Genomic DNA, 24,925 nt, shown 5'->3' with positions numbered 1-24,925 from the left:
GTATAAAACCTTCAACGCCGCTCATGGCTCTTCTGGCAACGCCGGAAATGCATGTTTTATGACGATATACGGGGGACCTGCAGGAAACGCGCCAGCTCGGATTGCCCGAGCTGGCAGTTTACTGACTCAAAACAGCACTTAAATCCCTGGAGTTTAATCCGCCAACCAACCATTTTCCCAATACCGCAAGTTGTCCCCGCGCAGCATGTAATCGCGCAGTACCGTCTCACGCAGCTCATCACCCATACGGTAGCTGGCATCAGGGTCGGCCAGGTGCATGCGAATGGCCTGCAGCCATTCCTCTGTGCTGTTGCCGATGACCCGAGTACACGGCAGGTAACCTCGATAGGCGGCGGTGTCGGTGCACACCACCGGATAACCGCAAGCGCCATACTCCAGCAAGCGCAGGTTGCTTTTGCAGTCGTTGAAAATATGGAATTCCAGAGGCGCCAGGGCCAGGTCCAGATTCAGGCTGGCCAGCTTGGCCGGGTAGACACGCATATCGATCACCCCATGGAATTCGTGCAGATAAGGCCGCAACGCTTCCGGGCACATACCGAAAAACACCCAATCCACTTCATTGGCCAGCTCGCGAACAACCTCGGCAATGATCTCCAGATCCCCCGAGTGACTGGTGCCACCCCCCCAGCCTACCCGAGGTTTTTTTGACGTCCGGCGCTGGCTGGACAACCCGGCCCACAAATCCGGCGCCAGCATATTCGGCACGACCCGAATGTCGTGGTGCATGTCCGACAGGGCATTGGCCAGAGGCTGGGTCGAGACCACGACCCGATCACACAGGCCGATACCGCGCCGAACCAGACGCTCCATATCCGCACCGCCAGGCATATTACGAATGTGCGAATTTTTATGCGGAACGCTGATGACATAGTCATCCAGTTCGAAAATACGTAGCGCACGGGAGTAAGTTTTAAGGCTGATGATTTCGCTGATCGGCCCTTCGCTGTAGCGCCCTTGCAAAATGATAACGTCAGGCGACTGGCGTTCTACCTCTACGATTGATGGCATGTCATAGCTGATCCGCCCGACCGCCCTGCCCGCCGCCTGCAACTCGATAAGTGGCTGGGTCACACGATAATGCCCAATTGCCGAAGCATTGATTGGCAAGGCAAGGACATTGGGTAACTGGCGATTGGAAAAAGGGTTCCACCCCGTATTCAAACCGGGCTCCAGGCTAAAGCTTGAATTATTGAGGGCCAGGTTCGGGTTATACGCCGGATCCTTGGCAATAATCGGTAGCCAGCGCAGGTAGAACTTCTCCTGTTCCTTGGCCCGTCGCTCCTCGATAGTGACATCCCCCGCCGCAACAGGACGCGCGCCCAACGCCAGCTGGGCATGGGGCGTCCAAACGACTAAATAGTCCTTTTGGCGCACCCGCAAGCACAGATCCACCGCACTGAAAGTTTGCGCGAAGCTCACCTCATCCAGCCCGCCCACGGCGTCGAATACCTGCTTACGCACCATCAGACAATCGCCATCGACAGCGCTCAAATCGTGAGCGACTTGCAAGCGTTGCATGTAGCCAGCAGCATGCAGGGGCTCCCCGAAGAACGGGACCCCGGCCGGACCTTGAAGGCCGAGAATCAGACCCGCATGCACCACACAGCCATCAGGATTGAATAGCTTGGCACCCACCACCCCGACTTCCGGACGCTGCGCATGGTTGAGCAAAGCATCCAGCCAGTCCGCATTAGTGATCACCGCATAAGGGCTGAGCATCAGCAGGTATTCACCGCGTGCCTGCTGCGCTGCAAAGTTACGGATCGCCGCTACGTTGGCCTCCAGCGGATAGTCCAAGACACGCAACCTGTCGCTGCCCAACTGCGCCATGCTAGCCAGCCAGGCGCGGGCCTCGGCACCGTCACTGGCATTATCAACGATCAACAGCTCATATTCGCTGTAGGCCGTTTTTTCCAGCAGACTTTCCACACAGCGCTGCAGCACCGCCAGCTGATCCTTGCTAGAGATGATAATCGACACCAGCGGCCGTCTGGCGTGAAGGTAATCGACCCGATTGAGCAATGGCAGACTGCCGGGCCGAACTTCGTGAGCAATGCCCATACGCTGCAGATGCGCCGCCAGCACCAGAGGGTTTTGCTCGACCACTTCAGGCAAAGACAGCCACTGGGAAAGGGCGAACGGCGATTCCAGCATAATTTCGGCGATATGCTCTATGGCCTGAGGACCGTCATTCTCAATCAGACGCCAGAGCAGATCGTGTACACCAAGTTCGCCATAGAGCGGATTGAAGCCACCCAACTCGAGAAAGCGCTGGCGCTGGAAGGCTAAATTCCGCCCCACGTAGGGGTAGCTGCGCAGCAAGTCCAGGTTGAAATCAGGTTTGAACACCGGCTCGGCTGACTCGCCCTCACGCAAGGCACCCTCGTCGCTATAGACGCACAGCGCGCCTGGGGACATGGCAATGCGTTCGGCCAGCACCAGCAACGCCGGCTCTACCAGACGATCCCCGGCACGCAGCAAATAGAACCAGTGCGCGCCTTCGAGTTGCGGCAGGAGCTCATTGAGTTGCTGCTGCCAGTTGTCCTGCAGTGGCAAACTGAAGACCCGTTCATCAAGCGAGGCCTCAGTACGAGCGCTGGACAACACCAACACCAGCTCCGGAGGATAGAGCTGCCCGGCAAGGCTCTCCAGGGTGACATCAAGGCCGGCACTGCTGGCCTGCTCATCGATAACAACCGCAACAATTTTCGGCTGCTGCGGCCAGGCGGCAAGGGTGTCCGGCAGTAATTTGCGCTGTGGTTCAGAAAGCGTACGGCACACCAGCCATTGCGCGTAAAGCTCGGCAAAGCTCTCGCTGGCGACGCCCACCTTCCACGACAAGGTGGATTGTTTGCTGCCCAACATCCGGTTCAGCGCCAATTCTTCCCAGTCTCGCGACAAGTCGCCCGCTTGCTTCAACGGCACATAACGAACCCAACCCTTGGCCGGTGCTGGCTCACCGCTACGCGCCTCAAGCATTTGTACCAGCCACTGCATTTCGGTCGCAGCCGCATCTCTCATCGGCTGCTGCCGACTCAGACGGCCCGGGTATAGGCGCTCGACACTCAAAATCAGGTTCAGCGAAACCATGTTTCCGCGACGCAACAGGCAAATGTACAACGCGAAATCGAGCATAGCGGCAAAACCATGGCCGGACTGAGTCAAGGCCGGCAAAAACTCCAAAACATCAAGACGACGCAGAAGGGCACTGCTGAAGCCACCCAGAAAGTTGAGGGGGAATGTCTCGAAAATCGACAGTAAATCCTCCCCCTTGAACAACCCATCGGTGGGCGCCAGCGGTGAGTTCTCCAGGCGTGGAGGCAGTTGAATATCGTCGGCATCCCAGAACAACCGCTGGGCCAACACCAAGTTGACATCCGCGTGTTCGATGAACACTTGCGCCTGACGTTCAATGCTCGCTGGAAACAGCTGATCATCGTCACACAGAAACTTGATGAACTCGCCGCGCGCCTCTCCCAGGCCAGCCTGTAGGTTGCCGACAAACCCCAAATGCTGCGGATTTCGCACGTAGCGCAAAGAGACGGTAGGGCTTCCCTCCAATGACTCGACGATACCCTCGATCTCATCACCGCAGCTGTCGTCACAGACAATGATTTCCAGGTTGCCGTAGCTTTGGTTCAAAGCGCTGACTAATGCTTTTTTAAAAAAACGCGGGTTGAAAGCAGGGATGACAATACTGACGAGAGGAACTGGATTCACGGCGCAGACTCACGAGCGGCGGGCGCCCACTCAGTCGAGTGAGCCCCATGAACCGCTAAAGAACGGTTATCGCTCGGTGGTTGTAGCGACGGATTCGCTACCTTCCGGGCAGACGTTTAAATTTTGCTGAACAGGTTCAATTGGGAGACCTGGGTAAAGACCAATTGCAAAGCCTGCAACATGGTTTTCTGCATCGTCAGACGGGCGATAGCGTCTACCGGGTCGGAAGCAGTGATCGCCGACTGATTCGTGGAATTGGATGCCTGCAGGCTGTCATTCGTGACGCCTTGACTAGTCGCCGCGTTTTGACGCGCGCCACCGGAGCTAATCGCCGTACTTATCTGCTCGGTGCCACTGGTCAGGTTGCCCAACGCAGAATCCAGTGCACCGCTCAATTTCTGCATGGCAGCCGGGTTGCCGTCGGCTGGCGTGTTCAGCGCAGTAATCACTGACGTCAGCGTGTTCAGAATATTCTGAGTCTGATGGGTATTGGCCTGGACCACGAATTGATCGCCTGCCGCTGGCGTGCCACTCAGCGTGAAGTTGACGCCGGACGCATTTGCAGTAGAGCCGCTCAAACTACCGCTGGAAACCGGCGTACTGCTGGCGGTAATGGGTGATGCATAGAGATCATAGTTAGTAGCGCTGCTGAACTTGAGAATCGCCCCGCCCGCTGGAAAACTGTTGTTATACGCAGTCATGTCCGAGGCTGTAGTACCCACTGATGCAGCAGTAATTGTTGCGGCAGAAGGATTACCAGCGCTACGCGACGTACTGATACTGCTCGGCGTAGAAGCCAACTGGAAGCTGTGCCCCGCAACAGCAGCATCTGCGGTGGCGGTGGTTGCCCGTTCAGCATCCGTCAGGTTGATGTTCAAATTCAAATTGACGCCGCGAAAACTGACAGTCTGATCCGAAGCATTGGCCGAACTGAATGCACCCGCCTGACTGGCTTCAGTCGTCACATCATTGCCTGCTCCATCAATGATTTTCAGCTGCGAGCTACTGAGAAACGACACGGTGTAGGGCTGACCACCCACAAACTTGGAATTGTAGGTTGTATTGGACCCCACAATGCCACCCGACAAAGCAACCTTGCCATCGTTCACAGCAGGCGACGTCAGACTGCTCGACGTGCGCGTGGTATTGATCGCCTGCTCGAAAGCATCCCAGCCCGTGGTATTGCTCGCCATAGAGAGCCCGTCGCCGATGGCCAGGTTTACCGAGGTCTGATCACCGCTATAGCTGTAGGTACCGTCACTGTTCAACGCATACGGTGGCGTCGTGGACTTGGAGCCGGAGAATAAATACTGGCCGTTGGCGTCCTGACTGCCCATCAACCCCACTATCTGAGCCTTGAGCTGAGTCAGTTCAGCAGCGTTGGCTTTACGGTCGGCATCTGTAAACGTCCCGTTACCCGCCTTGATCACCAATTCCTTGGCAGTCTGCAACGCATCAGTGATGCTGCTCAGCGCCGTTTCGGCCTGGGTCATATTGGAATTTACGGTGCTAATGTTGGTCTTGTACTGGTCGAGCATCGAGCTTTGCTGCGCGAGCTGAAGCACACGTGCCGCACCGACAGGATCATCGCCAGCGGTATTGAGCTTGACCTGACTGGAAACCTCATTACCGGTCGTGATCACGTTGTTGTAAGTACGCTGGTAGTTCGTAGCGCTGGCTTCGTAAAACTGGGCAGTGGAAATACGCATGGATTACGACTCCTTAAAGACTGTTGATCAGCGTGCTGAAAATGGTCTGCGCAGCTTTGATAATCTGCGAAGAGGCGGTGTAGTACTGCTGATACTTGACCAGGTTGGCAGCCTCCTCATCAAGGTTCACCCCAGAAACTCCATCTCGTGCGCTTTTGGCCTGAGTCAGGATTGCCGTGGTCGCAGAGCTATCGCTTTTGGCCTGACTGGCTTGCGCCCCCACATTCTCAATGAGCTTGCCATAGGCCCCGGACAGGCTCATTCCGTTATTGGCTGAAGAAACATCCACCGTCTGCTTGGTCTGCAACGCTAACGCTGCCAGGGCGTTGCGGTTATCCGCAGAACCAGCACCTGTAAGGCTGATGCTATAAGCATCGTTCGAGCTCGGCGAGCCCGCCACTGTCATCTCGAATTTGTAGGCCTGAGCTGCGCCGGAGGAATCGGTATACCCCACTGACAAACTCAGCGTATTACTCTGTCCAGGCACGATGGAGCCAGTAACGGCAGTGCCCGAGGCATCAAGCACCGGCTGCCCCTTGGCGTCGAGTAACCGATAGCTTTGAGCGCCGCCGCTGACTGCCCCGAAAACCAGTTTGACCGGCGTCGAATCCTTCAAGGCCGTGCGCAGGTCCGAGCTGGTGGTTGAATTGTAGATATCCAGACTGGTTGTCAGCACGGGCTGGGTGATCGTGCCTGAACCCATATTGCTGGCGCTGGCTGTCGCGGTCAGCGGCGCAGCAGCGGCAATGGTCTTGGCATCACTCATCACGGTCGCGATACCTGCCGCCGCATTACGAGTCGGGGTGAGTTTGAAGCTATCACCCGCGCTCACGCCACCGCCATTGAGCGACAGCGAAAAGCCGTCGATGACCGGAGGCGGAGTAGTGCTGAGGTCATAGGACCCCACACTTGAACCATCAGGCAGGCGCTTGACGTTGTAGCCGGTGCTGCTGGTGAAGGTGACTTGGTAGTCGTTCGCCGTCAGTTTGCCAGTATTGGCAATGGTCACGTCGAGGTTGCCCGACCCGGCGCTGTTGCCTGACGAGGCAAGGCTGCGCTGATTGATCTGATCAGCACCATTGATGCTGTTGAACAGATTGGAACCAAACTCGCCGTTGCTGTCGATACCCTGGTTCAGCTGACTGTTGACCTGGTCTGAAACGACCAACGCCACACGCCCCAACTCGTTGGCCGCCGGTGTCAGCACATCGCTACGGTAACGCAGCAGACCACCGATGGTGCCGCCGGTCACGACCGACGTCACATCAGAACTGGTCTGTGAGTAGTTCACTTTCAACGTGTATTGCGTAGCGTCGCTCGTGCCGGGCCCTGCAGACAAGGTATTGGCGGTCGTGCCACTGACCAGCGACTGGCCAGTACCGATGTACACATCGTAACTGCCGTTATTACTCACCACTTTCGCGCCAACCAGCACGTTCAGCTGACGTACTGACTCGTTGCGAGCATCAAGCAGACTATTGGGTGTTGCCCCGCTGGCTGAGGCCTGAGTGATCTGCTGGTTCAAGTGCGCAATCGACGACGAAAGCGTATTGACCTGACCCGCCAGACTGGTCAGCTGGCTATTGATCGATGAGTTTTGTGCGGCCAATTGCGTAGAAATCGAATTGAACCGGGCACTGAGCGCGGTGGCTGTAGTTAAAAACTGTGCTCGTGCACTGGAGTCGGTTGCGGTCGTCGAGACGCCCTGCAACTGAGTGAAAAAAGTGGACAGCACGGTCGAGATCCCGGTGCTACTGTCAGACAGCAACGTATCAGTCGAACTGGCCTGCCCCAGGAAAGCCGTAGCGTCTGAGTTGAGCGCGGTACTGGATTGCAACTGGCTGTCGAGGTAACTGTTGTAGATGCGGCGCACATCGGACAGCGTCGTCCCGGTACCGATAAAACCAACACCGACGTTCTGCGAGGCCGAAGCAACGGTCATCGTCTGCTGACGAGAATAACCTGCGGTATCGACGTTGGCAGTGTTGTTACCGATCGTGTTGATCGCCGCACTACTAGCAGTCAGCCCTGAGAGCCCAATTGAAATCAGTGACATGATTCAAGCCTTATAAAGTCGTGGAAGAGCTCACTACCGCGTAGTTTTGGTAGCTCTTCATCTGCTTGGCAATTTGCGAAATCTTGCTGGCGTAGTCCGGGTCCGTGGCGTAACCGGCCTTTTGCAGCTCTTTCACAAACTGTTCCGGGTTATCGGCAGACTTCAGCACACCTTGATAGCGATTGTTGCTCTGCAGCAGGGTGACCAAGTCATGGAAGCTGTCGGAGTAGGAGTCGTAAGAACGGAAGTCCGCCGTCTCCTTGACCATCTTCCCATCACGAAACTCACTGGTGATGGCCCGCGCTTCCGGGCCCTGCCAGTTACCTTGCGCTTTGATGCCAAACAGGTTGTGACTGCTGCTGCCGTCCTGCTGACGCATGACCGATTTGCCCCAACCGGTTTCCAGGGCCGCCTGAGCCACCAACACAGTTGGGTCGACACCAATGCGAGCAGCAGCATCCTTGGCCAGCGGCAACATGGTCGCAACAAAGTCGTCAGCGTTACTGAACGCTTTACCCCCCGGCGCCAGCGGTGGCTGAGCTATTGTGCGACCCTGCGCGCGGGCCGCCAGGGAAAGGTTCGGGTCCTGAGTCCAATCGCCGTTCCCGGCGAATGTAGCGCTGTCGCCAGCAGCACCCGGTGCCGTAATTCGATTTTTCACACTGCTTTCGCTTGCAGCCGTGGTGGCCGGGACAATGCCAGCGAGTAAACGGTCAGCAAGCTTGCTTGGCAACGACAGTCGGCGCTGGTTGAGCTTTGCCATATCATTGCGCTCGACACCGCTGACCGAAGCAGCAGCGGCAGTCGCCGCATGCGACCGATCCACCGCAACCGACCGCGTGGCCCACAGCGGTCGCTGAGCGATATTGGTCGCCAAGGCGGTACTGTTCTGATCCGACCCCGTCGAAGCCGGGCTCCTGTTGAGCGACGTAGTAGCTGTCAGATTGCCAGCCGCAGGTTCAGAGGGATGAGCGCCCTTGGTTTTAGACAGCTGTCGCATCAACACATCCTGCAAGCCGATACCGCGACCCTGCTTGGACAAGCTCACTGACAACTGCTGGTCATACATGTCCTGGTAATGCCGAGTAGCCGCCGTATTCATCGGGTTGTCCTTGGCCATCACCTCGTTGGCAGAGCGCATGGACTTGAGCATCTGACTGACGAACAGCGACTCGAACTCCTGGGCAACCTTTTTCAGGTTCGTGTCGCTATTCTTGTCCCCCGTTTTCAGGGCGTTCAGACGATTCAGGTCGGTATAAGCGCCTGAGTCGCTAGCCGACGACACTCCGCTTTTCGGCATGTCCATACTCAGCTCCTCAGATGACGATCAGGTCGGCTTGCAGCGCGCCGGCCTGCTTCAGGGCTTCGAGAATCGCCATCAAGTCACCTGGCGCTGCGCCGACCTGATTGACCGCTCGCACGATCTCATCCAGCGTGGTGCCTGGGCCGAACTTGAACATCGGGTGCAGCTCTTGCGCCGCGTTGATCCGCGAACGCGGGACCACAGCCGTTTGCCCGCCAGACAACGCACCCGGCTGGCTGACAATCGGGTCTTCGGTGATAGTCACGGTCAGGCTGCCGTGAGTCACGGCTGCCGGTGAAACCTTGACGTTCTGGCCAATCACGATGGTGCCAGTACGCGAGTTGATGATGACCTTGGCCGCCGCCTGACCCGGATCAATCTCCAGGTTCTCGAGAATCGACAAGTAGTCGACCCGCTGACTCGGATCCAGTGGCGCAGTCACCCGCACCGATCCACCATCCAGCGCTTTAGCCACGCCAGGGCCGAGCATGTCGTTGATTTTGTCGACTACGCGCTTGGCAGTAGTGAAGTCGGATCGGTTGAGGTTCAAGGTCAGGCTGTTGCCCTGGTTGAATCCACTCGGCACCGAACGCTCGACTGAAGCACCACCCGGAATACGCCCGGACGAAGGAACATTGACCGTAATCTTCGAGCCGTCGCGGCCCTCGGCGTCGAAACCGCCGACCACCAAATTGCCTTGGGCGATAGCGTAGACGTTGCCATCGATACCTTTCATGGGGGTCATCAACAGGCTGCCGCCGCGCAAGCTTTTCGAGTTACCGATGGACGATACGGTGATGTCGACCATCTGACCTGGCTTGGCGAATGGCGGCAGATCAGCATATATCGCCACTGCTGCGACGTTTTTCAGCTGTACGGTGCCCGAGCCACTCGGCACCTTGATACCGAACTGGGCCAGCATGTTGTTGAACGTCTGCAGCGTGAACGGGGTCTGCGTGGTCTGGTCGCCGGTACCGTTGAGACCGACCACCAGGCCGTAGCCAATCAATTGGTTGGTCCGAACGCCGGAAATGCTGGCAATGTCCTTCAAACGCTCGGCATGAACACCGAGTGTCGTGGATAACAGCAGTACCGCAGCCATCAGTTGCTTGAACGTATGCATGTCTATCCCGCGATCAGAAAGGGAACAACGGGCTGAGGAAGAACCGATCGAACCACCCCGGTTGACTGGTATCGGCGAACGAACCGGTACCCGAATATGTAATGCGTGCATCGGCCACTCGAGTCGACGACACCGTGTTATCGGTGGCGATATCGTCAGCACGAATCAAGCCAGCGATGCGCACCAGTTCATCGCCCGTGTTAAGGGTCAACCATTTCTCGCCGCGAACCGCGAGGATACCGTTGGGCAGGACGTCAGCCACCGTCACCGTCACCGAACCGGTCAGGCTATTGCTTTGGGCTGCCTTGCCATCACCCTTGGTGGTGCGTGCGCCGTTATAGCCAGCGTTGATGCTCAGATCGCCGCTGCCCATCGGGTTATTGGTGGTCATCCCGCCACCGAACAACGACGTCAGACCAATGCTGTTAGTGCTGTTTTTGGTCAGACCGGAACTGGCCGCCTTGCTCGCTGCAGTTTTCTCGGAAAGCGTGATGGTGATGATGTCGCCGACCCGATAAGCCTTGCGATCGTCATACAGGTTTTGCTCAAACCCAGCCTGATAAATCGAACCGTTGTTCGCGGCAGCAGCCAGCGGCGTGCGCGGCAACACCGGCGCGTAATAAGGGTCATTGGGCTTGGCCACGGGCGCGACGCAGCCCGCCAGAAGAGCGATTCCGCAGAGCGAAGCGATCAGCGCGGAAAGCCGCAGAACAAGAAGCCGTTTCATGACACTTAAAACCTCGCGGTGTAGCAGGTGCCGACCGGGCACCCCGTCCAATTGATCAGGTGTATCGACAGGTCGAACAGGCCTATCAGAGCCTTACAGATTTTGCGTCACGTACTGCAGCATCTGGTCAGCGGTGGAGATCACTTTGGAGTTCATCTCGTAAGCGCGCTGAGTGGTGATCATGTTGACCATTTCCTCGACGGTGCTCACGTTGGAGGCTTCCAGGGTGTTCTGCTGTGTCGTACCAAAACCGTTCAGCCCCGGCGTACCCACCTGTGGAGCGCCGCTTGAAGCCGTTTCCAGGAACAGGTTGCTACCCACTGATTGCAGACCTGACGGGTTGACGAAGTCAGCGGTTTGCAAGTTACCAATCACCTGGGAGGTGGCATTGGCGCCTGCCAGGGTCACAGACACCGTGCCGTCCTGGCCCACGGTGAACGTCTGGGCCTGGGCCGGGACGACAATCGCTGGCTCCAGGGCGTAACCATTGGCGGTCACGATCTGGCCGTTGCTGTTCAGGTGGAACGTACCATCACGGCTGTAGGCCACCGTGCCATCGGGCTGCATGATCTGGAAAAAGCCGCGACCATTAACTGCCAGATCGAGCGGCTGATCAGTCGTTTGCAGGCTACCAGCCGAAAAGTTTTTCTGCGTCCCGACAATACGCACACCGGTACCCAACTGCAGACCAGATGGCAGTTCGCTGTCCTGGGTCGACTGAGCGCCTGGTTGACGTTTGATCTGATAGAGCAAGTCCTGGAACTCGGCACGATCACGCTTGAAACCTGTGGTCGATACGTTCGCCAGGTTGTTGGAGATCGTCGTCAGGTTTATGTCCTGAGCGGCCAGACCGGTCTTGCTTACATAAAGTGCCGGAAGCATTCTTTCTCTCCTCGAGCGCCTGATTATCGGCGCAAGCTGTCAATGTTTAGCTAATCTGCAAGACCCGAGCCATCGACTCGTCGTTTGTTTCAGCGGTCTTCATCATTTTGATGTGTAATTCAAATTGACGGGACAGCGTCAGCACCGATGTCATTTCCTCAACGGCATTGACGTTGCTCGCTTGCAGAAATCCCGACTCGACCTGGACGGTGCCGTCAGCACCGGCAGCCTTGCCGTCCTTGGTGTGGATCAGGCCATCGGCACCTTTCTCCATGTTTTTCATGTCAGGCTTAACCAGTTTGATTCGGTCCACCTGCGCCATCACCTTTGGACCTTCACCCATTGAACGAACGCTGATGGTGCCATCGGCACCGACCTCAATTTGTTGCTGGGGTGGCACGGCAATCGGCCCACCATTGCCCATGACCGGCAAACCATTGCCAGCCCGCAAAATACCAAGAGCATCGACATTCAGACTGGCGGAGCGCGTGTAAGCCTCACCACCGTCTGCGGTCTGTACAGCGATCCAGCCATCCCCTTTCACGGCAACATCCAGATCCCGCCCCGTGTCGACCATGGCACCGCCCGAAAAATCAGTCCCCGGACGCTCACTCATGGCATAGGCACGCGAAGGCATGACCTCCCCAAACACGGGGATTGAGCGCGCCTGTTCAAGGTCACGCTGAAAACCGTTGGTCGAGACGTTCGCCAGGTTGTTCGCATGAGCCTTCTGTGCGATAGCGTTCTCGGACGCACCGCTCATTGCCACGTAAAGCAACTTGTCCACAGTCTTTCCTCCCCTGACAGACGTTTGCCGCCTGTAGCTGTTTTAAAAACGTTGTAGCAATATTCGAACCAACTAATCTTTCACCACACAACATCTTGATTTTCCAGCGTTAACGGAGGAAAACTCGAAAACAGAGAGCGCCGCTCGGGCATACGCGGCGGCGGACTGCCGCATTTGGCCAAATGATGGGGATATTGCCGTCAGAAAACCCTCACCGAGGGAGAAAACAACAAAAGCGGGATAAAAAATGTGTTCGTCGCGATACCATTTGATTGGTACCCAACGAGGTTTATATGCCCCTTCAAACCCGCTTGATTCTTTTACTTGTGACCAGCCTGATCCTCATCCCGATCCAGGCCCAAGCCGCCACCGCGCCCTGGTACAAATGGCAAGGCGCGACACGGATTATTTGCAAGCAGTGGGTCAATCCCAAATCGGCATTCAAGCTGATTGGCGGCCCCTACAGAGATGCGAGTTGCCGATATCCAGGACGCCCTGGCTAAAGGCACCAAGGGACACCGCGCTAGCAGACATGCCTGGAATCATGTCGCCTGAATCAGCGTTTGCATCAGCGTCGCTTCTGTAGACAAGGCTTTTGAATTGGCCTGATAGGCAACCTGCGCCTGGATCAGTTCCACAAGCTCGTTGGTCAATTCGACGTTGGAGCCCTCAAGCGCACCCGAGACAATGCTGCCCAACGTACCGGCTTTTGGCGCATCGAGATTAGCAATGCCTGAGGCGTTCGTTTCCCGCCAGTGGGTGTGACTGTCCGGCTGCAAACCTTGCTCATTGGCAAAGCTGGCGAGCGTGACCTGGCCGATTTTCTTATGCAGCCCGTTCGTGAAGCCCGCACTCAGAACGCCATTCATATCGATGCTGATGTTGTTGATATTGCCTGCAGCATGCCCGTCCTGCTGAGCTGAAACGCGCGCAGACTCTGCGTTATGCTGGCTGAGTCTGTTCAAGTCAATGGCAATGCCACCCGAACTGCTCCGGGCACCGTTGGATACCCATTTTTCGTTACGGGTTCCCCCATCAATCACCTTGGCAGGCACCCACCCCTCAAGGGTCAATGTCCGGTTTGCCACCGCAAGACCTTGACTGCCGGTCATTGACTGAACCGACCCGTAGGAATCGAAGATTATCTGTGCCGAGACTGGATCGGCTTTCTCCGGGTTCGCCGGGTTTCGACCGTTGACGAGAACATGCATTTTCCAGCTGTTCGTATCATCCTTGACGAAGTATTGAGTCATCTCATGCTTGTTACCCAGGCTGTCGTAAACCGAGGTCGCAAACGACTTGTTAAACGTCGTGACATCGTTAGGGTCGAACATTGGAACACGCCGCGCCATCACGACGTCGCCCTCGTCAATTCCATTGATTGCACCGTCGTCTAACGAAAGCACAATCGATCCGTCGTTAGAGGCTGGACTGGCAGCCCAAATACCATTGAGTTGCTGAGCGGGCTTCCAGCCGTTCAGGGTGAACTCTGTGTCGGATGTTTTTTTGATATGCTCACCCTCGCCCGCCGATGACAGGCTGCCATCCGGTTTTTTTGTAATCATACCTTCAGCGGTGTGGTCGCTGTGTGATCCACCGGATTACGCCCATCTATTAGCGTGTACATAGCCCATTGATCCGCATCGGTTTTAACGAAGTATTGCTTAAGTTCATGCTCCACTGGAGGAATGGCTGGCTGGGCCTGAATAAGCACTGTCTCATTCCCCTGCGCATCCTTGACCCTGACCTCCGCAACCGCGTCTACCCCTTTATCCTTAACCATTCTGCTGATCACTTTCGAATAGGTACCTGGATCATCCGGATTAAAAATCGGAAGTGCCGAGAGTGCGGATTGAGATGAGTCCAGGTTCATTGTTTCGAGAACTTCAGTGGTGGCCTTGGGCACCATATTAGAGGTATCGATCTTCAGGTCGGTCCGCCCCCCATTAACGGCATCACCTTTAGCGTTTACACCATAGCCTTGCAAGCGGTTGCCTTCGTTATCAACGATATAATCGTTCTTGTCCATTTTGAACGCGCCAGCGCGGGTATAGCTCAGCGCTCCGTTATCGCTTACCACGAAAAAGCCTTTACCCTGTATACGCATGTCCAGAACCCCGCCCGAACTGGCATCAACACCACCCTGACTGAAATTTTGCGAGACATTAGCCAGACGAACACCGTCACCGACTGCGTTGTGACCATTACCCAGTTGCGCGCTCAAATACAGTGCCGCAAATTCCGCACGGGATGATTTGAAACCATGAGTCCCAACGTTAGCGATGTTGTTGCCGGCGACCTCAAGTCTTTTATGGGCAGCGTGCAGCCCACTCACGGAAACATTGAATGACATAAACACTCCTGTGCCGTATTGAACGACGCTCTCGTTAATGCATTTTTTCGCAGTAAAACTTTGCAATACTTAAACTTCAGTACCACCCGTTTCTTTCTGCGTTTTTATTCTCGCATTATCGAAAGTAGGAATTTTCTACATATGCAGTAGGAATCAGCTATAACTTTTACTTCTTAACCTTGGCGCAACTATCTACTTGAATCGCGCTCAAGGCGTGACGGCAAACTTCTATATCTTCTGGATAACCAATGACAGAAATACCAAATCGCGCCCAACAAAAAGCCCCTTCAAGAAGGGGCTTCGTTCGACACTGCATCACTGCATATTTATCACGCCATCTGGATGATGGTCTGCATGATGGTGCTTTGAGTCGAAATGGTTTTCGCGTTTGCCTGATAGTTGCTTTGCGCCTTGATCAAGTCGACCAATTCACTGGTCAGATTGACGTTAGAGTCTTCCAGCGCTTCACCCGTGAGACTGCCAAGTGTGCCTGACTCCGGCACTCCCGTGACCGGAACCCCAGACGCATAGGTTTCACGCCAGCTAGTACCGCCTGCCGGAGACAAACCCTGAACGTTGGCGAAGTTGGTCAACGACACTTGTCCAATGACCTTGGACTGACCGTTGGTGTAGGTGGCGAACAGGTTGCCGGTAGGGTCTACCGACATGGCCGACAACTGACCGGTTGCATAGCCGTCCTGAGTCTTGGTGATCGCGCCCGAGACCGAGTTGGTCTGAGTGGTCGCGAGCATGTCCAGCTTGACACCGCCAGTCTTGGCCGAAGCGCCGTTGCCTGCCCAGACGCCTGTGGTACCCACTTGCGCAGCCGGCACCCAGTTGTTCAGGGTAAAAGTGCCGTCAGCATTGACAGCCAGGTTACCCGTTGTAGCCAGCGCAGTAGTATCCAGCGAGCCGTCAGATTTGAAGGTCAGGTTCATCGAGTCAGCCACTACCGGCGTGGTCGCCGGGCTCGATGCATTGCGACCGTCGACCAGCGTGTACATCGTCCAGGCATTGGTACCCGTCTTGGCGAAGTACTGACTCATGGAGTGCTCGTTGCCCTGACTGTCGTAGAGCGGCGTACTGAACGTGTTGGTGTAGCTGTTCACGTCATTTGGGTCGAACGGCGTGACAGTCGGAAGTTTCGATGAAGAATTCAGATTGGACGCAATGGTGACGGTACCTGTCGGGCTAGGTGCCAGATTCGACGAGTCGATTTTAAGATCGGTCAATACACCGTTCACGACATTGCCTGCCGCATTAACACCGTAGCCCTGCAGCTTGTTGCCGGAAGCGTCGACGACATTACCACTCTTGTCCGGGTAGAACGCACCGGCACGGGTATAGAGTTTTTCGCCGTGATTGCTGACCATGAAGAAGCCGTTGCCGTTAATAGCCAAATCAAGGCTGCGGCCGGTGCCGGTGGTCAAAGTACCTTGCGTGAATTGCTGGGACACGGCGGCCGTGGTGACACCGCTACCCGCAGTGGTACCACCGGAAGTACCGCGAATCGAAGCAGCGTACTGGTCCTGGAACTCGGTACGGGACGATTTAAAACCCGTGGTCGCAACGTTGGCAATGTTGTTGCCGGTAACGTCGAGACTTTTGTTTGCCGCATAGAGCCCACTGAGGCCGATATTGAATGACATGCTCAACTCCTTTGCCGTCTAGTCGGCTCTATATTCCGATTGTTTGCACTTTGGACAAACCAACACTGCTGCCGCCTGCCAGGTTGAGCGTCATTTCCGCACCACTGACACCCATCGTCACACTGTTGACGGTGGCTGGCAGATAGGTGCTCAAGGCAGTAGCCGTACCATTGGCAGTACCTGTGGCGACGACGCTGTAAGTACCTGACGCCGCAGTCGTGCCATCGCTGTTCTGACCGTTCCAGGTAAAGCTGGTAGTACCCGCCGCCTGCGCACCAAGATCGATGGTGTCGACCAGGTTCCCACTCGCGTCGGAGATTTTGACCGTGGTCGACGAGTTCGACGCCGGGACGACCACTGAACCGGTCAGGCCCTTCGTGGTATCGACCACTGCCGAACCGCTGCTGACGATCACCGAACGCCCAACCAGAGAGGACGCCTGCAAGGCTTGGGACGACTGATAAGTACTGGCAATCGTATCAACCGTACTGCTCAGGTTCTGCATGCTCTCAAGGCTGCTGAACTGAGCCAACTGAGAAACGAACTGCGTGTTGTCCTGCGGACTGAGAGGGTCTTGGTTCTTCATCTGCGTAACCAGCAGTTGCAGGAATGCATCTTTGCCCAGTGAGGCAGTCCCCGTTTTGCTGGTGGTGCCTGTGTTGCTTGAGCTTGCCGTTTTCTGAAGCTGATCCAGAACCGACTGACCGACGCTGCTAGTAGTTGTCATCGACTGCGCCTCTTATCACTGACCCAGGGTCAGGACCTTCTGCATCATGGTTTTGGCGGTATTCATAATGTCCGCATTGGTCTGAAACGAGCGGCTGGCCGAGATCATGTCGGCCATCTCCGAAACAACATTGACGTTGGGGTAGTAGACATAACCGTTCTTGTCAGCCGACGGATGCGTTGGCTCATAACGTGCCTCGAGGTTGCTCGGATCTTCGATGATCCCGCTGACCTGAACACCCTGACCCGCTTCGTCCTGACTGCCGAACAGCGAACCACTGTCGCCGCTGCCCTGCCCCTGAAGCACGGTCGCAAACACGGGGTGACGGGTGCGGTAGGTTTGATCCATGCTCGACGAGACTGTTTCGGCGTTGGCAATGTTACTGGCCACGGTGTTCAGGCGCGTGGTCTGAGCACTCATGCCACTGCCGGCAATGTTAAAAACACTTGCAAGGGACATGAATTACTCTCCACGAAGGGCTGACACCAGCCCTTTGAATTTGCTGTTGAGCAGGGTGAAACTGGCCTGGAAGCCTACGGCGTTCTGTGCGTAGCTGGCCTGTTCAACCTGCGTATCGACGGTATTCTGGTCAAGCGAAGGTTGGCTAGGTGTGCGATACAGCAGCGCGCCGTCGCCACCGCTCAGACCCTCGGCGTCGATGTGCCGACTGTTGGTCGTTTTAAGGCCAAACGCGCCATTCTTGGTTTTATCGCTTTGCGCTGCGAGCACGGCCGAGAACTCAAGATCTCGCGCCTTATAGTTCGGCGTGTCGGCGTTGGCGATGTTGTTGGCCAAGACCTCTGCACGCTGAGCGCGAAAGCCAAGGGCTTGCTCATGGATGCCTAGCGCTTTATCGAAGCTGATGCTCATGTCGGGAAACCTTTAGCGGCTGACCTGAATTTCGTATCAGTCACAAAGCAATCAGCGTGCCAGCTTCGCCAGCGCCATAAATCAAGGGTTTGCGAGCTATCCTGGGGCGGCAACGACAGAAAAGCGGCAAGGCATTTCCGCTATAAAGGGATAAAGCGGCAAGCACAGCGCCGTTTTCTTGCCATTGCCGCTTCCTCCCAGAAGAGCCGCAACGGTTTAGCTGATGTAAAAAAAGAGACCCTAAGGTCTCTTTTTTAGCGCAGCGATCACTTCGCCTGGTAAATGATCCCAGGACTGCACTGAACCATCTGATAATGCTCAGGCAAACCATTCAGCGCTTCCGATGCCCCGAGAAACAGGTAGCCACCGGGCTTAAGCGTACTGTGGATACGCAACAGAATGTCCTTCTTCACCTCCGCCGAGAAATAGATCAGCACGTTGCGGCAAAAAACGATGTCGAATTTCCCCAGGCTTGCATAACTGTCGAGCAGGTTGAAAGAGCGAAACTCGACCCGGCTCTTGATGGGCGCCTTGATTGCCCAACGCCCCGCTTCTTTGGGATCGAAAAAACGCTGCAGACGCTCTTGGGATAGCCCTCGACCCAACGCCAGACTGTCGTATTCGCCCGTCTTGCAGTTGTTCAACATCAACCCCGAAAGATCGGTAGCGATGATCTGCACGCCCTGTTTTAGCTGACCGAGGTTGCTACGCTCGAACTCGTCGATCGTCATCGATAACGAGTACGGTTCCTGGCCTGAAGAACACGCCGCCGACCAGATACGCAGGCGCTGGTTCGGGCTGGCCTTGATCGCCTCTGGAAGCACTTTGTTCTTCATGACTTCGAACGGATAGGTGTCGCGAAACCAGAGCGTTTCGTTGGTGGTCATTGCATCCACGACCTGCTCGCGCAGACCACTGCGAGGCTGAGCCTGGATTCGCTGAATCAACTCCCCCAGCGACTTGATGCCTTGCTGGTCCATGAGTTTGTTGAGACGGCTTGAGACCAGATACTGTTTATTCTCTCCGAGCAAAATGCCACAGGCTTTTTCCAGGAAGACCCGGAACTGTTCGAAATCCAAATTACCTGTAGACAAAGAAACCGCCTCTTACAATCTTGCGTCCAGCCAAAGGGCGGCGCCCTTTGGCGATTATTTCACCGCGTTGATCCGATCAACTACCCGAGCGGCAAGCTCATCAGGCCGGAACTTGGCAAGAAAATCATCGGCACCGACTTTCTTGACCATCGCCTGGTTGAACACTCCCGACAAGGAAGTATGCAGGATGATGTGTATTTTTTGCATGCGCGGATCGTTGCGGATTGCCGAAGTCAAGGTATACCCATCCATCTCGGGCATTTCGATGTCTGAAATCATCATCAAAAATTCCTCTTCAGGCTTCTTGCCCTCTTCGACCATGCGTAGCAGGTAATCCAGCGCCTGACGACCGTCATTCAAGGCTACCACCTCGACCCCGACTGTCTGCAGACAGCGTGTCACCTGCTTACGCGCAACCGACGAATCGTCGACGGTCAGCACTCGAAGGGTCAGCGCTTTGGCCTGTGTTTCTTCATCGACAACACCGACCGAAATACTTTCCGAAGTCGGCGCTACTTCCGCGAGGATTTTCTCCACATCAATGATTTCGACCAACTGGTTATCGACTCGGGTCACTGCGGTCAGATAATGATCGCGTCCCGTTCCCTTGGGCGGCGGATGGATCTCCTCCCAGTTCATGTTGACGATGCGCTCCACCGAATGCACCAGAAAACCCTGAATTTTGGTGTTGTACTCGGTAATGATAACGAAGGTGTCATTCACACCCCGCTCCAATGCCTTCGCGCCTGTTGCCATCCCCAGATCGATGATCGGAATGGTCGCCCCACGAATATTTGCAACGCCACGCACCACTGGGTTGGACTTGGGCATCACGGTCAGTTTAGGGCATTGCAGCACCTCCCTGACCTTGAACACATTAATCCCGTAGAGCTGCTGGCCGTTGAGACGGAACAACAACAACTCAAGACGGTTCTGCCCCACCAGCTGCGTGCGCTGGTTCACCGAATCCATTACTCCAGCCATGCCCTTACTCCTGAATCAAAGCTTCGAACCCATAATTGCCAAAATGACTAAGCGGCACGGGCCTTGCTTTTTAACTGTTATGAATGCAAAAACGACATTTTCCCGACGCATGGCATCTGGCTACGGCAGCTTACGCTGCACTGTGGCCGTTTTGTGGCTTTTTAGTGGCGGCCAATTCGCACAGAGCGAGCCTTTGAGCCTTTCTGATCAACTTATCGGCGTGACCCAAGGGTTTCTTGAATTCTCCATAGAGGATTATCTGGCAACGACCCAAACCGAAGGCCGCTACCAAATTCAGGTCAACCAGCTCGATCCGCGCATGACACTGACACAGTGCGACAAGGAATTGACAGCGAGCCTCGAAAGTCCTGCTCAGCCTCTAGGACGTGTGACCGTCAAGGTTCGTTGCGAAGGATCATTACCCTGGACGGTATACGTACCGGCCCAGGTACATTTATTTCGTCAAGTCGTGATCGTCAAACGCCCGCTCAAGCGTGGCGGCATCATAGGCGAAGACGACGTATCCCTGAGCGAGCGCGATATCAGCCAGATGCCTCAGGGATATATCACGTCGCTTGACGAGGCGATCGGGCAGAAAATGACCCGACAAATGGTCAATGGGCAGATCATTACCCCGCTGCAGATGGAACAGGCAGAAGTGATACGCAAGGGCGATCAAGTTGTGATCATTGCCAAGAGCGGTACACTGCTGGTCCGCATGCCTGGCGAGGCATTGTCCGATGGAGGCTTGGGTGAACAGATCAGGGTACGGAACCTGAACTCGAAACGGGTGATCAAAGCGCGTGTAACAGCACCTGGGCAAGTTGAAGTGACCTTGTGATCGCTGGCGGGATGGCGCGGAGTTTCCTAAACTGACAGTCTGTGTCAGTGAGCGTTTTTATCGACTTCAATAACGCACCTAAAGTTTTCTTGTGTTTGGCCGAAAACATGGCAAGCGTCCAAACACCTAGAGGTTCTCAACCATGGTCATCGACTTTAGTCGTTTAAACAGCTCCCCCTCCGTGTCGACGAGTTCGCGTACCGGCAATGTCAAGGAGACCGGCAATGCCGCAACCTCCGCCAGCGCGAAAGCCACCACCGAAGCGGTCACCACGTCGAGTGGGGAAGCCGTGCATCTTAGTAACGAGGCTCAACAGTTGCAGACTATTAGCGACAAGCTGCGCGGTCAGCCCGTTGTCAACAGTGCCCGTGTGGCCGAGTTGAAACAGGCCGTTGCCGATGGCAGCTATACGGTCGACAGCGGTCGCGTAGCCAGCAAGCTGCTTAATTTCGAAGCCCAGCGCTAGCCGAAGGCCTGCGCCAGGGCTTTTGGACGCCTAAAACCCAGAGCATGCAATGCACGATACGACTCTATTGCAACTGATTACCGACGATATTGCACCGGCCCAACAGCTGTTGGAACTATTGCAAGCCGAATCCTTGGCGCTGCATGGTCGGGATATGTTCTTACTCGAAAATATTCTTGCGCAGAAACAGTCGCTGGTAATCATGCTTGAGCAGCATGGCCGCAAACGCAGCCAGATTCTTGCCAGCCTGAATCTGAGGCCCGATCGCCAAGGCCTTGAGGAACTGGCGAGTCATTCATCGATCGGTGAAGAGTTGCTCAGCCAAGGTGACGTACTCAGCGCCCTGATGAGCGACTGTCGGGCCAGCAACGAGCTCAATGGTCACTCGATCAAGCTTCAGCAGGCCTCCACGGCCCATCAGATGAGAATTATTACCGGCGGTGAAACGCCAATGTTATATGACAGCCGTGGGTCGACATCCAGCGTCCATAAGCCACGCCCGCTGAGCCAAGCGTAATTTTACTGTATCAAGGCACCCAACATGCTGGCAAAATGCCCCTCGATTACGTGCTGTCGTATTTTGCCTGGAGATGGATGAACCGTGTTCAATGCCTTAAGCGCGGAAGATGATCCGCAGCCACCAAAGGTACTCACCACACCTTTGGAAATTGCCGCAAATCTGCGGTTACTGCTAGACAGCCATGACCCCCTGATCATTACCTTTCATGAGCGCAGTCAGCGCTTTCAAAGCTACCTGATCGAGGTCAATCGCGACGGCAATGGGATTGCCCTCGACGAAATGATCCCTCGCGACGGCGAGCGTTTCTTGACCAGCGGCGAACCGTTTCGCATCGAAGGCTTTCATGACGGTGTTCGGATTGCGTGGGAATGCGAAGAGACGCTGACCATTGACGATCATGACGGTCATCGCTGCTATCGTGGCTCCATGCCGACAGAAGTGGTTTATCACCAGCGCCGCAACGCCTTTCGCGCAGCACTGAAATTGGCTCAACTGGTCAACGTTGAAATCAATGGCGACAAAATCAAGTCGGCGCTGAACGGCAAGCTCCTGGATATCTCTGCCACGGGCTGCAAATTGCGGTTTGAAGGTGATATTTCCGAGCAACTGCAACTGGGCCAAGTGTACGAACGCTTTGTTGCAGGCCTGCCTTTTGGCAACATGAGCACGCCTGTCGAGTTGCGTTACCTGCATTTCGAAGAAAGAATCAACATCACGTTCGCCGGTGTGCGCTTCCACAACATGAGCGGCCTGGTACAGCGCCAGGTTGAGCGATTCGTTTACCAGCTGCAGCGAGAAGCGCGGCGCTTCGATAAAGACGACGACTTCTGATCAGTATTTGCAGTATCAGCGATTGCGGTGAATAACCGCCGCAATCGCGCTATCCGAATACCGCTTCTCCCCCCGCAGCTCAATCACTCAATTGCGCAATCTCCGCTATCAAACAGGCTTGTCAGCGCTCTCTTCTGTAGAAGCCGTCGACTGCGATTCCGCTTGCCGCTCGCCTTCGGTTTCAGCCCCTTCTTGCGGTTCGACTGCTGTCTGCATCTGCTCCTGAACCACCTGTTCATCGACACGTGGGTCCAACGCGACCACCAACGGTGAGCTGGACATGCTGTCCGGCATCGCAACGTGTTGCAACGGCGCGTCCTCGACCTGGTGCAGATTGGTCACCGCCTTAGGCCGGATGCGCCAGACCAGAATCACGGCAGCAAAACAGACGAAAGCGTAGAGCATGTTGCTGCCGAACATCTTCATCAGTACGCCCGCAGCCAACGGGCCGATGCTGGCACCAATACCGTAGGTCATCAGCAACATGGCGGTCAGCGACACACGGCGCTCACCTTCAACGTGGTCATTGGAAAAGGCCACGGCCAACGGATAAAGACAAAACTGCATCAAAGATGCGAAGAAGCCGACCCCGAACAACACTTCCACAGGCACCTGCGGCATGACCGCCAAGGGAAAAGCCAACAAGGCCAGCGCGCCGGCAAAAATCCGAATCAACAAGGCACGGTCATAGCGATCCGATAAGGCGCCGAGCGGCCATTGCACTAACAGCCCCGCAAGAATGCAGCTACCCATGAACAAACCCACCGCCTCGGTAGACAAACCCTGCTGGGAGGCATACAGCGGCGCCAGACCATAGAACGAGCCGATGATCAGCCCTGCCCCCAATACGGTGCTCAACGATTGCGGCACCCGCTTAAGGAAAAAACGGGGTTCCAGCGGCGCCGGGTGCATGGGCGCCGGGTGAATACTGCGGGTCATCGCCACCGGCACAAGGCAAAGGGCAAAGCACAGCGCGACCAGCATCAGCAACTCGGGGCCCAAAGACGGGTGAATAACCAGAATCAGCTGACCCAGCACCAAGCCAAGGTAAGACGCGATCATGTAACCGCTAAACACAATGCCGCGTTGCTTGGCGTGTGCCTGCTCGTTCAGCCAGCTTTCGATGACCATGTACTGACACATCATCCCCAGGCCCACGATGACCCGCAGGAACAGCCACGCAGGCAACCAGTCGACCAGACCGTGCCCCAACACCGCAGCACCAACAATACCTGCGCACGTGGCGTAGGCGCGAATGTGCCCGACCCTGCTAATCAGCCGGTGACCGATCTTGCCGCCCAGTACCAGACCGAAGTAGTTGGCCGCCATTAAAGCGCCGACCCACAGACTATCGACTTGGTCGGCCGCCAGGCGCAAAGCAAGATAGGTACTTAACAGACCCGAGCCGATGAGCATCATCAGCGAGGCAAAATAAAGCGCTCGAAAGGACTTCCAGATTTGACGCATCGACGTTCCAGGCTTTCCACATAAAAGAAGAAGAGCAAAAGAATGGAGTCATCCAGACGGAAGAGTCCAAAACCAACGTTTCTAAGCCTGAGCAGCCAGCACGCGCCTTTCCCAGGGAGTAATTTCATCAAAAAAAGCTGGTCAGTTCCATACTCTTCGAAGCGATGTAGCCTTCGATGAACTCTTTACCAAACAGCTCCTTCGCCAATTGGCTACGCCTCAGACGCTCCAGAGCGGCATGCAAGGTACACGGCAATGACAATTCATCCGGCACTTGAATCTCACCCTGAATCGGCGCCGGTGGCTCCAACTCATGTTCAATACCATAAAGACCGGTGGCAAGGCTCGCGGCGATGGCAAGATAAGGGTTGGCGTCCGCACCAGGCAGCCGATTCTCCACCCTTCTGGCGACCGGCGCACTCGCCGGAATACGCAAGCCAGCAGCGCGGTTGTCGTAAGACCAGCAGGCATTATTGGGCGATGATCGCCTTGAGCTAACCACGCATCGAGAGACGAAAACCCTCCCCCGCCAGCTCATCCGCATCGCAAATTGTCAGCGCACGCGGGTGCTCACTTCAGGGCAAACGGTGAATCTGGGTCGGATCGGCAATCAGCGCCAGATCGCCGTCATCGCTACCGTAGAATCGCGCCGGCGGATAGCCGCCTATGATGCATTGCAACAACACGCCACGCGCAAGCTGCAAACGCCGCCCTTCGAGGAAACCCTCAGCGGTCATCACCCTGCCACGTGACACACCTTTCAAATCCGGCGTTACGCACTCAATCTCATCAATG

Annotated in this window: 20 protein-coding genes and 2 pseudogenes; 5 read left to right on the top strand and 17 right to left on the bottom strand. The window is 55.8% G+C overall.

Translation table 11 applies throughout. The annotated features are described in order from the left end of the window. Positions 1-153: 153 nt before the first annotated feature. The 8 genes from RGU44_RS02520 to RGU44_RS02485 form a co-directional block, all read right to left on the bottom strand. Positions 154-3,741 (bottom strand): glycosyltransferase, encoded by a 3,588-nt coding sequence (locus RGU44_RS02520; RefSeq protein WP_322215449.1) that lies wholly within the window; start codon positions 3,739-3,741, stop codon positions 154-156. A 116-nt stretch (positions 3,742-3,857) separates the two neighbouring features. Further along, positions 3,858-5,450: a flagellar hook-associated protein 3 gene (locus RGU44_RS02515; protein WP_322215447.1), complete on the bottom strand. Its 1,593-nt coding sequence runs from the start codon at positions 5,448-5,450 to the stop codon at positions 3,858-3,860. Between the two features lie 13 nt (positions 5,451-5,463). Continuing rightward, on the bottom strand, positions 5,464-7,506 hold the full coding sequence (flgK, locus tag RGU44_RS02510) for a flagellar hook-associated protein FlgK (RefSeq protein WP_322215444.1): 2,043 nt from the start codon (positions 7,504-7,506) through the stop codon (positions 5,464-5,466). A 10-nt stretch (positions 7,507-7,516) separates the two neighbouring features. Further along, positions 7,517-8,812: a flagellar assembly peptidoglycan hydrolase FlgJ gene (gene flgJ, locus RGU44_RS02505; protein ID WP_322215442.1), complete on the bottom strand. Its 1,296-nt coding sequence runs from the start codon at positions 8,810-8,812 to the stop codon at positions 7,517-7,519. A gap of 10 nt (positions 8,813-8,822) precedes the next feature. Then, entirely contained in the window at positions 8,823-9,932 is a 1,110-nt protein-coding gene (locus RGU44_RS02500) for a flagellar basal body P-ring protein FlgI (protein WP_219060415.1), read from the bottom strand. Between the two features lie 13 nt (positions 9,933-9,945). Next, a complete protein-coding gene (gene flgH, locus RGU44_RS02495) occupies positions 9,946-10,659 on the bottom strand; it encodes a flagellar basal body L-ring protein FlgH (protein ID WP_322180094.1) in 714 nt (237 codons plus the stop codon). 93 nt (positions 10,660-10,752) lie between these two features. Continuing rightward, positions 10,753-11,541, bottom strand: a complete 789-nt coding sequence (gene flgG / locus RGU44_RS02490; protein ID WP_219060413.1) for a flagellar basal-body rod protein FlgG — start codon at positions 11,539-11,541, stop codon at positions 10,753-10,755. 46 nt (positions 11,542-11,587) lie between these two features. Beyond that, complete coding sequence (locus RGU44_RS02485; protein WP_322180096.1) at positions 11,588-12,328, bottom strand: flagellar basal body rod protein FlgF; 741 nt, start codon at positions 12,326-12,328, stop codon at positions 11,588-11,590. Positions 12,329-12,621: 293 nt separating this feature from the next. Here RGU44_RS02485 and RGU44_RS02480 point away from each other — a divergent pair, with 293 nt between their 5' ends. Then, positions 12,622-12,831, top strand: a complete 210-nt coding sequence (locus RGU44_RS02480) for a hypothetical protein (RefSeq protein WP_322180098.1) — start codon at positions 12,622-12,624, stop codon at positions 12,829-12,831. A 39-nt stretch (positions 12,832-12,870) separates the two neighbouring features. Here the strand turns inward: RGU44_RS02480 and RGU44_RS02475 are convergent. From RGU44_RS02475 to RGU44_RS02445, 7 genes and pseudogenes are all read right to left on the bottom strand, one after another. Beyond that, positions 12,871-14,681 (bottom strand): annotated as a pseudogene (locus RGU44_RS02475) (flagellar hook-basal body complex protein). Between the two features lie 329 nt (positions 14,682-15,010). Further along, positions 15,011-16,330 carry a flagellar hook protein FlgE gene (gene flgE, locus RGU44_RS02470; RefSeq protein ID WP_322180100.1) on the bottom strand — a complete coding sequence of 440 codons (1,320 nt, stop codon included), beginning with the start codon at positions 16,328-16,330 and terminating at the stop codon, positions 15,011-15,013. 28 nt (positions 16,331-16,358) lie between these two features. Next, entirely contained in the window at positions 16,359-17,057 is a 699-nt protein-coding gene (locus RGU44_RS02465; RefSeq protein WP_322215440.1) for a flagellar hook assembly protein FlgD, read from the bottom strand. 15 nt (positions 17,058-17,072) lie between these two features. Then, the gene (flgC, locus tag RGU44_RS02460; protein ID WP_322180104.1) at positions 17,073-17,516 is read right to left on the bottom strand and encodes a flagellar basal body rod protein FlgC; all 444 of its coding nucleotides are present in this window, start codon (positions 17,514-17,516) and stop codon (positions 17,073-17,075) included. A gap of 3 nt (positions 17,517-17,519) precedes the next feature. Then, entirely contained in the window at positions 17,520-17,927 is a 408-nt protein-coding gene (flgB, locus tag RGU44_RS02455; RefSeq protein WP_322180106.1) for a flagellar basal body rod protein FlgB, read from the bottom strand. A gap of 266 nt (positions 17,928-18,193) precedes the next feature. Next, positions 18,194-19,021, bottom strand: a complete 828-nt coding sequence (gene cheR / locus RGU44_RS02450; protein ID WP_322180108.1) for a protein-glutamate O-methyltransferase CheR — start codon at positions 19,019-19,021, stop codon at positions 18,194-18,196. A gap of 54 nt (positions 19,022-19,075) precedes the next feature. Further along, entirely contained in the window at positions 19,076-20,005 is a 930-nt protein-coding gene (locus RGU44_RS02445; RefSeq protein ID WP_322180110.1) for a chemotaxis protein CheV, read from the bottom strand. Positions 20,006-20,084: 79 nt separating this feature from the next. On the opposite strand from RGU44_RS02445, the gene flgA reads away from it, so the two are divergent. From flgA to RGU44_RS02425, 4 genes are all read left to right on the top strand, one after another. Then, positions 20,085-20,846, top strand: coding sequence for a flagellar basal body P-ring formation chaperone FlgA (flgA, locus tag RGU44_RS02440; protein WP_322182756.1), 762 nt, complete (start codon positions 20,085-20,087; stop codon positions 20,844-20,846). A 142-nt stretch (positions 20,847-20,988) separates the two neighbouring features. Next, positions 20,989-21,312 carry a flagellar biosynthesis anti-sigma factor FlgM gene (gene flgM, locus RGU44_RS02435; protein WP_322180112.1) on the top strand — a complete coding sequence of 108 codons (324 nt, stop codon included), beginning with the start codon at positions 20,989-20,991 and terminating at the stop codon, positions 21,310-21,312. Positions 21,313-21,361: 49 nt separating this feature from the next. Continuing rightward, complete coding sequence (locus tag RGU44_RS02430; protein WP_322180114.1) at positions 21,362-21,829, top strand: flagellar protein FlgN; 468 nt, start codon at positions 21,362-21,364, stop codon at positions 21,827-21,829. An 84-nt stretch (positions 21,830-21,913) separates the two neighbouring features. Then, complete coding sequence (locus tag RGU44_RS02425; protein WP_322180116.1) at positions 21,914-22,663, top strand: flagellar brake protein; 750 nt, start codon at positions 21,914-21,916, stop codon at positions 22,661-22,663. 108 nt (positions 22,664-22,771) lie between these two features. Here RGU44_RS02425 and RGU44_RS02420 read toward each other — a convergent pair whose 3' ends face one another. Continuing rightward, entirely contained in the window at positions 22,772-24,130 is a 1,359-nt protein-coding gene (locus tag RGU44_RS02420; RefSeq protein ID WP_322180118.1) for an MFS transporter, read from the bottom strand. 81 nt (positions 24,131-24,211) lie between these two features. After that, positions 24,212-24,867, bottom strand: a pseudogene (locus RGU44_RS24865) (hypothetical protein). Positions 24,868-24,925 lie beyond the last annotated feature (58 nt).

Source organism: Pseudomonas sp. 5C2 (assembly GCF_034314155.1).
GTDB lineage: Bacteria > Pseudomonadota > Gammaproteobacteria > Pseudomonadales > Pseudomonadaceae > Aquipseudomonas.
This window is presented reverse-complemented; position numbering and strand designations above follow the sequence as displayed.

Excerpts from the sequence above, each read along its gene's own strand:
- flgA (WP_322182756.1), top strand. The coding sequence starts at position 20,085 with ATGAATGCAAAAACGACATTTTCCCGACGCATGGCATCTGGCTACGGC.
- flgM (WP_322180112.1), top strand. The coding sequence starts at position 20,989 with ATGGTCATCGACTTTAGTCGTTTAAACAGCTCCCCCTCCGTGTCGACG.
- RGU44_RS02465 (WP_322215440.1), bottom strand. The coding sequence starts at position 17,057 with ATGACAACTACTAGCAGCGTCGGTCAGTCGGTTCTGGATCAGCTTCAG.
- flgJ (WP_322215442.1), bottom strand. The coding sequence starts at position 8,812 with ATGGACATGCCGAAAAGCGGAGTGTCGTCGGCTAGCGACTCAGGCGCT.
- RGU44_RS02515 (WP_322215447.1), bottom strand. The coding sequence starts at position 5,450 with ATGCGTATTTCCACTGCCCAGTTTTACGAAGCCAGCGCTACGAACTAC.
- RGU44_RS02420 (WP_322180118.1), bottom strand. The coding sequence starts at position 24,130 with ATGCGTCAAATCTGGAAGTCCTTTCGAGCGCTTTATTTTGCCTCGCTG.
- flgH (WP_322180094.1), bottom strand. The coding sequence starts at position 10,659 with ATGAAACGGCTTCTTGTTCTGCGGCTTTCCGCGCTGATCGCTTCGCTC.
- RGU44_RS02500 (WP_219060415.1), bottom strand. The coding sequence starts at position 9,932 with ATGCATACGTTCAAGCAACTGATGGCTGCGGTACTGCTGTTATCCACG.
- flgC (WP_322180104.1), bottom strand. The coding sequence starts at position 17,516 with ATGTCCCTTGCAAGTGTTTTTAACATTGCCGGCAGTGGCATGAGTGCT.
- RGU44_RS02480 (WP_322180098.1), top strand. The coding sequence starts at position 12,622 with ATGCCCCTTCAAACCCGCTTGATTCTTTTACTTGTGACCAGCCTGATC.
- flgK (WP_322215444.1), bottom strand. The coding sequence starts at position 7,506 with ATGTCACTGATTTCAATTGGGCTCTCAGGGCTGACTGCTAGTAGTGCG.
- flgG (WP_219060413.1), bottom strand. The coding sequence starts at position 11,541 with ATGCTTCCGGCACTTTATGTAAGCAAGACCGGTCTGGCCGCTCAGGAC.
- RGU44_RS02430 (WP_322180114.1), top strand. The coding sequence starts at position 21,362 with ATGCACGATACGACTCTATTGCAACTGATTACCGACGATATTGCACCG.
- RGU44_RS02445 (WP_322180110.1), bottom strand. The coding sequence starts at position 20,005 with ATGGCTGGAGTAATGGATTCGGTGAACCAGCGCACGCAGCTGGTGGGG.
- flgB (WP_322180106.1), bottom strand. The coding sequence starts at position 17,927 with ATGAGCATCAGCTTCGATAAAGCGCTAGGCATCCATGAGCAAGCCCTT.
- flgE (WP_322180100.1), bottom strand. The coding sequence starts at position 16,330 with ATGTCATTCAATATCGGCCTCAGTGGGCTCTATGCGGCAAACAAAAGT.